We start from the raw sequence: 12,858 nt of genomic DNA, 5'->3' as shown, positions 1-12,858 counted from the left end.
CTGTGATATTTTGAATATCAAAATAAATTATTGAGAGGATATAAAATGGATACTAAATTTATTTCTGAACTTGCAGATATAATAAATTCAAAAGGCTTGAGAGAACTAGAGTATTCAAGTAAGGATGAGAGAATACTTCTAGTAAAGAATTATGAACAGTATGATGACAAGCTAGATATTGATAGCAAAAATTTTGATAATAAAAATAAATCCGTTAAGAATAATAACTTGCCTGTGGAAAGCAATGAGTCATCTGAAAGTGATGATGAAATAAATTGCGATTGCGAAAATATTAAGGCAAATATTATCGGTACATTTTATGATAAACCTTCACCAGATGAAGATGCTTTTGTACACGTTGGTAAGGTTGTGAAGAAGGGGGATGTCGTTTGCATCATTGAGTCAATGAAGCTGATGAATGAAATAAAGGCACCTTTCGACTGTGAAATATTATCGATAAATGTTGAAAATGAAGAAATAGTTGAATTTGGACAGGATTTATTTGATGTTAAGGTGATAAAATGAGAAAGTTTAATAAAGTCCTAGTAGCAAATAGAGGCGAAATTGCTGTGAGGATTATTAGAACGCTAAAGGACATGGGAATAAAAAGCGTTGCGATTTTTTCTGATGTGGATAGAGAATCTCTTCATACGAGAATAGCAGATGAATCGATATGCATTGGTCCTAGAAATGCAAAGGAAAGTTATTTAAATAAGGTTCAAATACTAAATGCAGCAATAGTCACTGGTGCGGATGCTATTCATCCTGGTTTTGGCTTTCTATCAGAAAATAGTAGCTTCGCAAAAATGTGTGAGATATATAATATAAAATTTATTGGACCAACCAGTAAAGTCATGGAAAAGATGGGAAATAAAGATATTTCCAAAAAAATCATGAAGGAAGCTGGTATTCCAGTCGTTCCTGGCTCTGATGGAGTAGTCGATAGCTTGGAAGCTGCAAAGGTAGAGGCGAGAAATATTGGCTATCCAGTTATAATAAAGGCAAGATCAGGTGGCGGTGGTAAGGGCATGAGAGTTGTAAAAGACGAAGGAGATTTCAATCTGTCTTTTCAGTCGGCAAAAAAAGAGGCAGAAAATGCCTTTGGAGATGGTGGACTGTATATTGAAAAGTATATCGAATCTCCAAGACATATCGAGGTGCAAATCTTGGCAGATGAGCTTGGAAATGTAGTTCATCTATCGGGTAGAGATTGTACGATTCAGATGAATCACCAAAAAGTAATCGAGGAGGCTCCTCCGACAGCAATTAGTCAAGCCTTATTAGAAGAACTCTATGATATTTCTATAAGAGCGGCGAAGGCTGTTGGATACACCAATGCAGGTACGATTGAATACTTGGTATCAAGTGATGGCAAAATATACTTTATGGAAATGAATACAAGAATTCAGGTCGAGCATCCAGTAACTGAAATGATTACTGGTATTGATATTGTCAAAGAGCAGATTAATATAGCATCGGGAAACAAGCTTGAATTCACTCAAGAGGATATCAAGATAAAGGGTCATTCTTTGGAATGTAGAATAAATGCTTATGATTCAGAAAATGGATTTTTGCCGAGCTCTGGCGTTATAGAGGCTTTAAATTTGCCAGGTGGCTATGGCGTGAGAATTGATAGTTCAATATACCAGGGATACAATGTTCTTCCATTTTATGATTCTATGCTTGCAAAGATAATATCATTTGGAAAGGACAGAGAGGATTCTATAAATATTATGCTTAGGGCATTGGACGAATTTGTAATTGAGGGTGTAAAAACAAATATAAATTTCAACAAGAAGATACTGACTGACAAGAATTTCTTGTCAAATGATTTTTCGACGAATTTTTTAAGTGATGACAGGATTGAAAGTATTATCGGTGGGGGTGTTGACTGATGATTTTGGAGCATTTCAAAAAGAAAAAATATAAACCAGCATCAAATATTAATATTCAACCTGATGTTTTAATAAAATGTCCGGAATGTTCTAATATGATTTTCAAAAATGACCTGTCTGAAAATTTGAAGATATGCCCAACTTGTGGCAAATACTTGAAAATGAATGCTAGAGAGAGGTTGAAACAGATATTAGATAAAGGCTCTTTTGTAGAGTATTTTAGGGATAAAAATATCAGAGATCCATTGAAATTTCCAAAATACAAAGAAAAGCAGCTCGTGCTGAGAAAAGTGTTAAATCAAGATGAAGCTGTCGTCTGCGGTGTTGGAAAAATAGATGGAAATAGGGTTGTTATTGCTGTGATGGATACTCAATTTATGATGGGAAGCATGGGGAGTACAGTTGGTGAAAAAATAACGAAAGCCGTTGAGTTATCGATAAAGAAGAAAATACCTCTTATTATTTTCACTGCTTCCGGTGGAGCTAGAATGCAAGAGGGGATGTTTTCTCTGATGCAGATGGCGAAAACTTCTCAGGCAATTGCAAGACACAGTGAAAAGGGTCTTTTGTACATATCGGTAATGACTGATCCGACAACTGGTGGAGTCAGTGCTAGTTTTGCGAGCTTGGGTGACATCATAATAGCAGAAAAAAATGCATTGATTGGATTTGCTGGACAAAGAGTAATTGAACAAGTTACTAGGACAAAACTACCTGAAGGATTTCAAAGAGCAGAATTTCTGTTGAAGCATGGATTGATAGATATGGTTGTCGAAAGAAATGTTTTGAGGGAAACACTTTCGGATATTTTATCAATTCATTTAAATGTTAGGAAAAAGAGGTGATAGATTGAAAGCTATGGACATTGTCAGGACTTCAAGGAGTCCAGACAGATTAAAATCTTTGGATTATATTAGATATATATTCAATCCATTTATTGAGTTTCATGGTGACCGACTTTTTTCGGATGACTCAACGATCATTGGTGGAATTGGAAAAATTGAAGATTTTTCTGTGATGGTAATTTCTCAGCAAAAGGACAGAAATTTTGGAATGCCTAATCCTGAGGGATATCGAAAGGTGATAAGGCTGGCGAAGTACGCTGAAAAATTCGATTTGCCTTTAATAACTTTGATCGATACACCTGGAGCAGGTTGTGGCATCGAAGCTGAAGAAAGAGGTCAATCAAGTGCCATTGCAAATTGTATTTATGAGTTTTCAAAGCTGAATATACCAACTTTGTCGATAATAATCGGAGAAGGTGGGAGCGGTGGAGCTCTGGCGTTGAGTGTTACTGATGAAATATGGATGCTTGAAAACAGTGTATATTCTATTTTATCTCCTGAAGGCTTTTCTAGTATTCTATGGAAAGATCCAAACAGAAGAGATGAGGCAGCAGATCTTATGCGAATGACTAGTAGTGATCTGATGGAAGATGGATTTATCGAAAAAATTATCAAAGAAGATGGTGGGCAGAAATATCATTTAAAGAATGAAATACTGCAATACCTCCAAAAAACCACATCGATTTCTATGGAAAAAATCCTGAAAAAAAGATATGATAAGTATAGAAAAATACTTGGAGGATAAAATAGATATGACGAATGTTGACAATAAAAATATAGATAATGAGGACTTTAGTTTCTCATATGATGAAAGTAGAAGGTTGTTGAATGAGATAATTGTTGAGCTGTTTAATAATATTCTTACTATTGAGGAGCGATCCTTGAAAAAAAGGGGAATAAAAGATCTCACAATGACGGAAATTCATGCGATAGAGGCGATTGGACTAGATGGAAATAAAACGATGTCTGAGGTTGCGGAATCTCTAGATATTACTATGGGTACTTTGACTACAACAATGTCTAAGCTTGAAAAGAAGGGTTACGCTCAAAGGACAAAGGATCCTAAGGATAGGCGAGTTGTCGTGGCTAGTTTGACTAGAAAGGGTGAGCTTGTTGAGAAAATCCATAAAAATTTCCACGAGGAGATGATTGATCATGCCATGGCGGATCTGAAAATCGACGAGGACAAGGCACTGGTTAGAGCTCTACAAAACATCAACAACTTTTTCATAAAAGAGTATGGGAGGGAGTAATGGGAATAAAAATTATTTCTACTGGAAGTCATACTTCTGATGAAATATTAGACAACTTTATGTTGTCGGAAATGGTGGATACCAATAACGAATGGATAGTTGAGAGAACTGGAATAAACACCAGACATATATCACGTAATGAAACTACTGAAGAAATTGCATTTAATGCAGCGAAGAAAACCTTAGAACAATCTGGTATTGATAAAAATGAGATTGGAATAATTGTTTTTGCAAGTATTTCTTCAGACTCACTTGTTCCATCGTCAGCACATACAATAGCTGGACGACTTGGCATTGAGGAGTGCTTCTGTTTTGATTTAAATGCTGCTTGTAGTGGTTTTATTTACTCGATCGCCGTTGTAGAAAGCCTGATGAAAACAATGAACATACGATATGGATTGGTGATCGGTGCCGAAAGACTGTCAAAGTATGTAGATTGGGAAGATAGATCGACTTGTATTTTATTTGGCGATGGAGCAGGCTGTGCTTTATTGGAAAATGAAGAAATCCGCTTGGAGAAATCTAAAATAATATCAGAATATTGCGAAAAAAACCGTGCAGAAACATTTGTAGATAGTGAATGTTGTACTGATTCGATAAAACAAAAGGCAGAAAACAAATGCTTTGGTTTGGAAATAGTAGGTTCATTTGTTTCAGGCAGGTATGATGAAAAAAAATATCTATCTGTCAAGTCTAGAGATTCGTATGATTTGGAAAACGACACTTTTTCTGACTATATAAAGATGAATGGTAGGCAGATTTATAAATTTGCAACAGATGTAGGTATAAGAGTTATAGATAGGCTATTAATGAATTCCAACATAAGTAAAGATGACGTGGTAGGTATAATACCTCATCAGGCTAATAGAAGGATTGTGCAGACACTTTCTGAGAAAAGCGAGATTGAAATAGATAAGTGGTTTATGAATTTGGATAAGTATGGAAATACATCTGCTGCAAGTGTTCCGATAGCATTGGATGAATTTGTAAGAGAGTTTGACCTTGAGTCGAATAAAGGACAATATATAATATCACTAGCATTCGGTGGTGGGTTAACATTTGGCGGTACCTTGTTTAAGATTTGCTAGATGTATTAAATAACTAGATGTATTAAATAATATGATAGGTCTATTAAATAGTTTATTAGATATATTATTTACAATGATAGATATATTAAATAGTAATATTAAAAATAATAAAATGAAATTGAAAGGAATTTAGAAAAATGGTTGAAAAGATAAGAGAAATATTGGCAGAGCAATTGGATTTGGATTTAGATGAGATAAAAGCAGATAGTGATATACAGGAGGATTTGGAAGCTGATTCTCTAGATGTTATGGACATTATGACAGAGATTGAGGACGAATTTGATATAGAAGTTGAAGATGATGCTATTGAATCTCTTAGAACACCAGCATTGATAGCTGCGTACATTGAAAAGATAAAGGGCTAAAGTTATGAAAAAAAATGGGTTTGGAAGAGTAATCTGTGATTTACTTGAAATAGAATATCCGATTATTCAAGGTGGTATGGCTTGGATTGCCGACTGTGATTTAGCTTCTTCAGTGTCAAATGCTGGTGGACTAGGAGTGATAGCGGCAGGAAATGCTCCAAAAGAGTGGGTGGTCGATCAAATTAGAAAAACCAAATCTCTGACGGACAAACCTTTTGCGGTAAACATAATGTTGCTGAGCCCTTTTGTAGAGGATGTAGTAGATGCCGTAATTGAGGAAGGTGTCAAGATTGTAATTACAGGAGCTGGTAATCCAGGAAAGTATTTTAAAAAGTTAAATGAAAATGGTGTTAAGATAATTCCTGTTGTTCCATCTGTATCTCAAGCAATAAGAATGGTCAGAAATGATGGAGTTATAGCTCTGGTTGCAGAAGGTGCAGAAGCAGGTGGACATATAGGAGTAACCAATACCATGTCTTTAATTCCTCAAATAGTCGATGCAGTTGATATTCCAGTAATTGCTGCTGGAGGAATAGCCGATGGTAGAGGAGCTGCAGCAGCATTTTGTCTTGGAGCTTCTGGTATTCAGTTGGGAACGAGATTTTTAGTTGCAGATGAGTGTAATGTATCTGAGGGGTACAAAAAAAAGGTATTAGATGCAAAAGATACTTCAACAACGGTAACAGGTGCAACGACAGGTCATCCTGTTAGAGTAATAAAAAACAAATTTGCGAAAAAGTTCAAATCTCTTGAAGACAACAATGCATCAGTTGAAGAACTTGAAAAGTTTGGTGCTGGAAGTCTTAGGTTGGCTGTAGTAGATGGTGATGTGGACAATGGATCCGTCATGGCAGGACAGATAGCTGGATTGGTGAAAAAGAGAGAGACTTGTAAAGATATTATTCAAGATTTGGTAGAGCATTATAGAGCTGTAGTCGAATCATTGTAATTTGCTAAAAAGAGGTAGAATATGAAAAAAAAGGTTGCCATTCTTTTTCCAGGACAAGGCTCACAATATGAGGAAATGGGAAAAGACATATTTGATTCAAACATTGAAGGTAGTGATACTGTTTCAAATTTAGGGTCATTGGTAGGTGAAGAAACTGCGAGAAAAATTATTGAAGGAAGATTGGATGACCTATCTAAAACTAGATATGCACAGCTGGCAATATTTTTAAATAGCGTTTTGCTGTATGGTAAGTTAAAATCAATGGATATTTTCGATATTGAAGCATCTATTGGATTAAGTTTGGGTGAATACAGTGCATTGTGCTGTGCAGGGCTGTTTAACCTAGAAGATGGTATAAAGCTAGTGGATATTAGAGGTCAGATAATGAGTGAAGGTGCATCGGGAAAAGGAACAATGGTTGCTGTTATGAAGTCTGATATAGAGACAATTCAGTCGATAATCGACGATGTCAAATGTGGAGGTCTTCTTTCTGTATGCAATCTGAACTCTCCTAGCCAAGTAGTTGTAGGCGGTGATTTTGAGGCGATTGAGAGATTTGAGTCAAAGTGTGGCGAAAGAGGGATAAAAAGAGTTGTGAGACTTGATGTTGAAGGTCCATTTCACACAGAAATATTGCTTGAATCTGCAGAAAAATTCGAGGATTACTTAAAAAATACCAATTTTGGTAAGATACAATACGACGTTTATTCTAATTTCAATACAAATTCGTATATGGATATGAATGGCGATGAAGAAATAGTCGATACATTGAAAAAACAGATGTATTCACCAGTTCTTTTTGAGTCTTGTGCAAAAAAATTGATTATGAGGGGAATAGATACCTTTGTAGAAATTGGACCAGGTAAAAGTTTGAGTGGATTTATCAAAAAAATAGACAAATCTTGTCAGGTTTTCAATGTACAAACTTTAGATGATATAAATAATTTGAGGGAGAATATTAATATTTTCTAGTAGGGAGGTCGTATGGATAAGAATAATAAAAAGATTGCTTTAGTGACTGGTGGATCCAGAGGAATTGGAAGAGCCATAGTTGAAAAACTAGGGATTGAAGGCTATACAGTAGGCTTTAGTTATGTCAGCTCTGACGACAAAGCAAATGAATTGGTTAAAGAATTGAAGGATAAAGGAATTGAGGCATTTTGTATAAAATTTGATGTAAAGGATTATGATCAAACGAAAGATGCGATTTCAAAAATTCAAAATGAATATGGCAATATAGACGTTTTGGTGAATAATGCAGGTATCACAAGAGATAAATTATTTATCCGAATGAAGGAAGATGATTTTGATGCTGTTATCGATACAAATTTAAAGGGTATTTTTAACTGCACTAAACAGGTTGCAAATAAAATGATGAAGCAAAAATCTGGTAGGATAATCAATTTATCATCGCTTGCTGGATTAGTTGGAAATATGGGTCAAGTAAACTACTCTGCTTCAAAAGCAGGGGTGATTGGTTTCACAAGATCTTTGGCAGTTGAGCTTGGAGGATATGGAGTGACTGTAAATGCCATAGCTCCCGGAATCATAAAAACTGATATGACCGACGTAATACCAGAGGATATTAGAGAAAGAATAATAGGACTTGTTCCGCTAAAGGAAGCTGGAAAGCCAGAGGATATTGCGAATTTGGTATACTTTTTGGCTGAGGATACAGGGCGATACATTACTGGTCAAGTTATAAGCGTTGACGGTGGATTGTCCTCGATATAAATTTTTTGATATTATGAGGGGTATATATGGATAGAAGAGTTGTAATTACTGGTATTGGTGTGATTAGTCCAATTGGTAACAACATTGAAGATTTTCTCAAGAATATAATCGACTGTAAAAATGGGATTGATGAGATTACTTTGATTGATACATCATCCTACAAAACGAAGCTTGCTGCAGAGGTCAAAGATTTTGAACCAAAGGAGTTTGGAATTGAAGGACATAAGAAAAAAGATAGATTTGTTCAATTTGCAATTGCTGCGGCGAAGCAAGCTCAAAAAAACAGTGGATATATTATAGATGATGAGAATAGATATAAAACTGGGGTTGTTGTTGGAAGTGGAATTGGGGGACTTTCGACTATTCAAGATGAACATAAAAAATTCATTGAAAAAGGACCTAGAAAAATTTCTTCACACTTTATTCCAAAGGCAATTGTAAATATGGCAGCTGGACACGTTTCGATTGAGCTTGGATCTAGGGGAGTGTGTACTTCTAATGTAACGGCCTGTGCGACAGGTACCGATTCAATAGGCTACGCATTTAGATTGGTGAAAAATGGATATCAGGATGCCGTTTTCGCTGGTGGGTGTGAGGCATCAATTTGTGATTTGGGAATACTTGGTTTTGAAGCAATGAGTGCAACTAGTTTCTCAACAGACAAAAATAGGGCATCGATACCTTTTGACAAGGAAAGAAGTGGCTTCGTTATGGGCGAAGGTTCTGCGATTATGTTGTTGGAATCACTTGAGAGTGCACTAAAAAGAAATGCAAATATCATATGTGAAGTTGTTGGCTTTGGTCAAACAAGTGATGCATATCACATTACTGCACCAAATCCAGATGGCGAGGGTGCCATGCATTCAATGAAGTTTGCGATTGAAGAATCAGGAGCATCAATTGATGATATTGATTATGTGAATGCACATGGTACGAGCACTCCTCTCAATGATGTTTCTGAAACACTTGCAATAAAAAAGTTATTTGGAGAACACTCAAAAAATATTGCAGTTTCATCTACAAAAAGTATGACTGGGCATATGTTGGGAGCAGCAGGTGCCATTGAAGCGAGTATTTGTGCTCTTGCATTAAATAAAGGGTTCATACCTTCTACTATCAACTATGCGGTAAAAGATGAAGAATGTGACTTGGACTATGTGACTGAAGGTACGAGGTTTGAGGCAATAGAATATGCATTATCAAATTCATTAGGATTTGGTGGACATAATTCATCTTTACTTTTCAAAAAATATACTAAGTAAGTTTTTATTATTAGCAAGAATATGAAAATTAATTGCGAGCATAAAAAGTAAGAAAAGGTAATAGGAAAAGAGGACAAGTATGTTGAATATTGAAGAAATTAAGGCCATAATTCCACATAGATATCCATTTTTGCTGATAGATAGAGTTGTTGAAATGGAGGTTGGAAAAAGTGTTCATGCGATTAAGAGCGTGACGGCAACGGAGCCATGGTTTCAGGGACACTTCCCAGATCATAATGTAATGCCTGGTGTATTACAAATAGAGGCGATGGCACAGGCAGGTGCAGTTTCAATACTATCAATGGAGGAACACAAAGGTAAAATAGCTTTTTTCTCAGGTATAAAAGAAGCAAAATTTAGAAAATCGGTCTATCCAGGAGATAGATTGGATATTTTTGTTGAAATAGTGAAGATGAGAAAAAATTATGGAATTGGAAAAGGAAAAATACTTTCTGATGGAGAGCTTTGTGTCGAAGCTGAAATAAGCTTTTTTATTGGATAAATAAAATATATATTGGATAAATAAAAAAATATATGTAACAGAAGTTCTGTAGATATTTACGGGAATCTTGAGAATTATTAAATAATAGTTTTCGAGTTTCCCTATTTTTATGCAATTTGTGGTAAAATATTTAATATCAGAATTTTAGGAAGGGTAAGATTAAGTCATGGAAAAAAACAACGACGAGTTTATAAAAAGAGCTTACGGATCTTTGTTTCAGAAAATAGGAAGTGAAGAATGGTATTTGGCACTTATTTGTTCAAAAGTGTTATTTTGTGATGCGAAAAATAAAAGAATAATGATTGATAATGAACGATTATTTGATGAACTCGTATATATGAGATACTATAGTTCTCAAAAAAATGACTACTTACTGGATTTTTTTATACCCTTGGTGCTTGTGTCAAAAAGCTTTGATGCATATTTTGAAGTGTTAGAGGATTTGTCTGATAAAATCACGAAATTTTACAAGTGTAATGAAAAGAAATATGGATATATGATGGATGTTTTTATTTACGATTTTATGTTTCGTGAAGCTTTAAAAAGAAAGACTATTAATGTTAATTCGATTGAGGATATTATTGAGCTATTGGATAGATTAAAGGATGGCTTGTTGGAGTTAAATCCTATTAACCTAAATAAGAAAGAATTTATTTCTTTCCAAAGAAAAAAAATAAAGTATATCAATAATTTCTACAGTATAACGAATATCTTAAATGAAAAAATTGGTTCAGTAGAGGTCGACAAGGAAAGTATATTTATTGAGATACAAGATATTCTTGGCGTAGAACAGATAGGAAAAAATATTTTTTCGAGATTAATATCCGAATTATTTAACAGCGATAATACTGATATGAGAAAGATATTTTTGAAGTATAGTGAGGGTGTGAGTGAAAATCCTTTTATAGAAAAAATGGCTGAATATATATTAAGGATTAGAGATTTTGCAATACAATCGAAGCAGTATTCTGTGAGGTCAAATCCTAAACATCTGCTAGAAAAAAATGTGGGGGATGTAGTAAATGATCCAGTGTTAAACTCTATAAGGGTCATTTCAAAAAAAATTGAAGGAAATGTATGTAGTATTATCGTGGATTCAAAATCCGGTGAATATACATTCTCGTTTGAGGTGAGGTAAAATGAAGGTACTATTGACAACGTTAAATTCCAAATTTATTCATACAAATTTGGCAATTAGATATATTAGGGAATATTCTAAATATCTCGAGGGAGATGATTATTCGGTGATGCTGAGAGAGTACACTATAAACAATTCAATAGACTATATTATGAAAGACATAGTGAAGATGAATGTTGATATGATAGTTTTCTCAACGTATATTTGGAATATTGAAGATATAAAAAAAATCTGCAACAACATAAAAAAAGTGAAGCCTGAAATAGTTATATGTCTTGGTGGTCCAGAAGTGAGTTATGATTACCTAAATTTGATTGAAGAGTACGATTTTGCTGATTTTATTTTGTTTGGCGAGGGTGAAGTTATTTATAGAGACTTGATTTTACACTTCATCAAAAATAAAGATATCGAAAGTGTAAGAGGAATTTGTTACAAAAAAAATGGATGTGTGATTGCTAATGAATCCATGCCACTAATCGAAAATCTAGACGATATTCCTAGTCCATATAGAAATATTGATGTTAGTGAATATGAAAATAAAATAGTGTATTTTGAGTCATCAAGAGGTTGTCCATTCGACTGCCAGTTTTGTCTGTCATCGACTCTGAAGGGATTGAGATATTTCAGTACAGAAAGAATAAAGTCAGATTTGAAAAGCTTGATTGATGCCAAAGTGTCACAGATCAAGTTTATTGATAGAACTTTCAATGCAAATAAGAAGATAGCAATAGATATAATGAAATTTTTGATGGAGAACGATAACGGAAAGACTTCGTATCATTTTGAAGTTACAGCTCATTTGCTAGATGAGGAGATGCTAACGTTTTTGAGAGATTGTAAGCCAGGACTTTTTCAATTTGAAATCGGCGTTCAGTCCACGAATGAGCAATCCCTTGTAGCAGTGGGAAGAACTGATGATTTTGAAAAATTGACAAAGGTTGTAAGAAGAATATCATCATATAAAAATATTCATCAGCATTTGGATTTGATTGCAGGGCTTCCGTTTGAAGATTATGATAGATTCGGATTGTCATTTGATGATGTGTATGGCTTGTATCCAGAATGCCTTCAGCTTGGATTTTTAAAGATGATAAAGGGGACTGGTTTGAGAAATAGCTCTGATGCATTTGGTTATGAATATAAGGATTATCCGCCCTATGAAATATTATCCAATAAGTTTATAGCTTATGATGAGATATTGAAGCTTAAAGACATAGAGGAAATTCTAGAAATATACTATAATTCAGGAAATTTCAATGTATCCATTGATTATATTATAGCTAGATATTATGATAGACCATTCGTTTTTTATGAACAGTTCTCGGTTTTTTTTGACGAAAATGGATATTTTGATATTTCTTTGGGCAAAAACAAGCTTTATGAAGTATTATTAGGTTTTGCAAAAAAAATAATTTCAGAACGTGAGGAATTTATTGTTTTTAAGGAGCTTGTAAAATTTGATTACCTTTCTATGGGAAAACAATCGACAATACCATCATTTTTTGATAGGATTGATGTTCAGGACTACAAAGACAAGGGACATAAATTTTTGCAAAACGAGGAAAATCAAAGAAAATACGTGCCGAAGTATTTTGGAACACCAGCTAAAAACATTGTCAAGCATATCCATTTTGAGGAATTTAAATACGATGTCATAGGCATAAAGGAAAAATTAGACAAATTAAAGCTCAATGGGGAGCTTGAGAAAGTATGTTTTGATGAAATTTGTGAAATTCAAACATCTGTGCTGTTCTTTTACGATATAGATAAAATATTTGAAAAATCGAAAACGTATAGAGTAAAGCTTTAGACTTGGCATAAAGTATG

The 12,858-nt window shown here is 34.4% G+C and carries 14 protein-coding genes; all 14 read left to right on the top strand.

From position 1 onward, the window contains the following. Positions 1 to 45 precede the first annotated feature (45 nt). The 14 genes from FYJ71_RS06115 to FYJ71_RS06050 all read left to right on the top strand — a co-directional run bounded on the left by FYJ71_RS06115 (position 46) and on the right by FYJ71_RS06050 (position 12,841). The gene (locus FYJ71_RS06115) at positions 46 to 525 is read left to right on the top strand and encodes an acetyl-CoA carboxylase biotin carboxyl carrier protein (RefSeq protein ID WP_154537925.1); all 480 of its coding nucleotides are present in this window, start codon (positions 46 to 48) and stop codon (positions 523 to 525) included. After that, entirely contained in the window at positions 522 to 1,895 is a 1,374-nt protein-coding gene (gene accC, locus FYJ71_RS06110) for an acetyl-CoA carboxylase biotin carboxylase subunit (protein ID WP_154537924.1), read from the top strand. Before FYJ71_RS06115 ends, accC begins: the two co-directional genes overlap by 4 nt. Beyond that, complete coding sequence (gene accD / locus FYJ71_RS06105) at positions 1,895 to 2,740, top strand: acetyl-CoA carboxylase, carboxyltransferase subunit beta (RefSeq protein WP_154537923.1); 846 nt, start codon at positions 1,895 to 1,897, stop codon at positions 2,738 to 2,740. Before accC ends, accD begins: the two co-directional genes overlap by 1 nt. Then, entirely contained in the window at positions 2,721 to 3,485 is a 765-nt protein-coding gene (locus FYJ71_RS06100; RefSeq protein WP_328597750.1) for a carboxyl transferase domain-containing protein, read from the top strand. Before accD ends, FYJ71_RS06100 begins: the two co-directional genes overlap by 20 nt. Beyond that, positions 3,454 to 3,993, top strand: a complete 540-nt coding sequence (locus FYJ71_RS06095; RefSeq protein WP_154537922.1) for a MarR family winged helix-turn-helix transcriptional regulator — start codon at positions 3,454 to 3,456, stop codon at positions 3,991 to 3,993. The genes FYJ71_RS06100 and FYJ71_RS06095 overlap by 32 nt, the downstream gene beginning before the upstream one ends. Then, on the top strand, positions 3,993 to 5,081 hold the full coding sequence (locus FYJ71_RS06090; protein ID WP_154537921.1) for a beta-ketoacyl-ACP synthase 3: 1,089 nt from the start codon (positions 3,993 to 3,995) through the stop codon (positions 5,079 to 5,081). The genes FYJ71_RS06095 and FYJ71_RS06090 overlap by 1 nt, the downstream gene beginning before the upstream one ends. 137 nt (positions 5,082 to 5,218) lie before the next feature. Next, a complete protein-coding gene (locus FYJ71_RS06085) occupies positions 5,219 to 5,446 on the top strand; it encodes an acyl carrier protein (protein WP_154537920.1) in 228 nt (75 codons plus the stop codon). 4 nt (positions 5,447 to 5,450) lie between these two features. Further along, positions 5,451 to 6,395, top strand: a complete 945-nt coding sequence (gene fabK / locus FYJ71_RS06080) for an enoyl-[acyl-carrier-protein] reductase FabK (RefSeq protein ID WP_154537919.1) — start codon at positions 5,451 to 5,453, stop codon at positions 6,393 to 6,395. Between the two features lie 21 nt (positions 6,396 to 6,416). Next, positions 6,417 to 7,367: an ACP S-malonyltransferase gene (locus tag FYJ71_RS06075; protein ID WP_154537918.1), complete on the top strand. Its 951-nt coding sequence runs from the start codon at positions 6,417 to 6,419 to the stop codon at positions 7,365 to 7,367. A gap of 12 nt (positions 7,368 to 7,379) precedes the next feature. Next, the gene (gene fabG / locus FYJ71_RS06070) at positions 7,380 to 8,129 is read left to right on the top strand and encodes a 3-oxoacyl-[acyl-carrier-protein] reductase (RefSeq protein ID WP_154537917.1); all 750 of its coding nucleotides are present in this window, start codon (positions 7,380 to 7,382) and stop codon (positions 8,127 to 8,129) included. A gap of 26 nt (positions 8,130 to 8,155) precedes the next feature. After that, positions 8,156 to 9,391 carry a beta-ketoacyl-ACP synthase II gene (gene fabF / locus FYJ71_RS06065; RefSeq protein WP_154537916.1) on the top strand — a complete coding sequence of 412 codons (1,236 nt, stop codon included), beginning with the start codon at positions 8,156 to 8,158 and terminating at the stop codon, positions 9,389 to 9,391. Between the two features lie 79 nt (positions 9,392 to 9,470). After that, positions 9,471 to 9,893 carry a 3-hydroxyacyl-ACP dehydratase FabZ gene (fabZ, locus tag FYJ71_RS06060; RefSeq protein ID WP_154537915.1) on the top strand — a complete coding sequence of 141 codons (423 nt, stop codon included), beginning with the start codon at positions 9,471 to 9,473 and terminating at the stop codon, positions 9,891 to 9,893. A 166-nt stretch (positions 9,894 to 10,059) separates the two neighbouring features. Beyond that, positions 10,060 to 11,031, top strand: a complete 972-nt coding sequence (locus FYJ71_RS06055) for a hypothetical protein (RefSeq protein WP_154537914.1) — start codon at positions 10,060 to 10,062, stop codon at positions 11,029 to 11,031. A 1-nt stretch (position 11,032) separates the two neighbouring features. After that, complete coding sequence (locus FYJ71_RS06050) at positions 11,033 to 12,841, top strand: B12-binding domain-containing radical SAM protein (RefSeq protein WP_154537913.1); 1,809 nt, start codon at positions 11,033 to 11,035, stop codon at positions 12,839 to 12,841. Positions 12,842 to 12,858 lie beyond the last annotated feature (17 nt).

Origin of the sequence: Peptostreptococcus porci (assembly GCF_009695815.1) — a bacterium.
GTDB classification, from domain to species: Bacteria; Bacillota; Clostridia; order Peptostreptococcales; family Peptostreptococcaceae; genus Peptostreptococcus; species Peptostreptococcus porci.
Note: the sequence above shows the minus strand (reverse complement) of the source record. Positions and strands in the feature narration are given on the sequence as shown.

Bases quoted from the DNA above. Each gene is read 5' to 3' on its own strand.
- FYJ71_RS06075 (WP_154537918.1), top strand. From the start codon at position 6,417: ATGAAAAAAAAGGTTGCCATTCTTTTTCCAGGACAAGGCTCACAATAT.
- FYJ71_RS06055 (WP_154537914.1), top strand. From the start codon at position 10,060: ATGGAAAAAAACAACGACGAGTTTATAAAAAGAGCTTACGGATCTTTG.
- fabZ (WP_154537915.1), top strand. From the start codon at position 9,471: ATGTTGAATATTGAAGAAATTAAGGCCATAATTCCACATAGATATCCA.
- fabF (WP_154537916.1), top strand. From the start codon at position 8,156: ATGGATAGAAGAGTTGTAATTACTGGTATTGGTGTGATTAGTCCAATT.
- accC (WP_154537924.1), top strand. From the start codon at position 522: ATGAGAAAGTTTAATAAAGTCCTAGTAGCAAATAGAGGCGAAATTGCT.
- FYJ71_RS06090 (WP_154537921.1), top strand. From the start codon at position 3,993: ATGGGAATAAAAATTATTTCTACTGGAAGTCATACTTCTGATGAAATA.
- accD (WP_154537923.1), top strand. From the start codon at position 1,895: ATGATTTTGGAGCATTTCAAAAAGAAAAAATATAAACCAGCATCAAAT.
- fabG (WP_154537917.1), top strand. From the start codon at position 7,380: ATGGATAAGAATAATAAAAAGATTGCTTTAGTGACTGGTGGATCCAGA.
- FYJ71_RS06085 (WP_154537920.1), top strand. From the start codon at position 5,219: ATGGTTGAAAAGATAAGAGAAATATTGGCAGAGCAATTGGATTTGGAT.
- FYJ71_RS06100 (WP_328597750.1), top strand. From the start codon at position 2,721: ATGTTAGGAAAAAGAGGTGATAGATTGAAAGCTATGGACATTGTCAGG.
- FYJ71_RS06095 (WP_154537922.1), top strand. From the start codon at position 3,454: ATGATAAGTATAGAAAAATACTTGGAGGATAAAATAGATATGACGAAT.
- FYJ71_RS06050 (WP_154537913.1), top strand. From the start codon at position 11,033: ATGAAGGTACTATTGACAACGTTAAATTCCAAATTTATTCATACAAAT.
- fabK (WP_154537919.1), top strand. From the start codon at position 5,451: ATGAAAAAAAATGGGTTTGGAAGAGTAATCTGTGATTTACTTGAAATA.
- FYJ71_RS06115 (WP_154537925.1), top strand. From the start codon at position 46: ATGGATACTAAATTTATTTCTGAACTTGCAGATATAATAAATTCAAAA.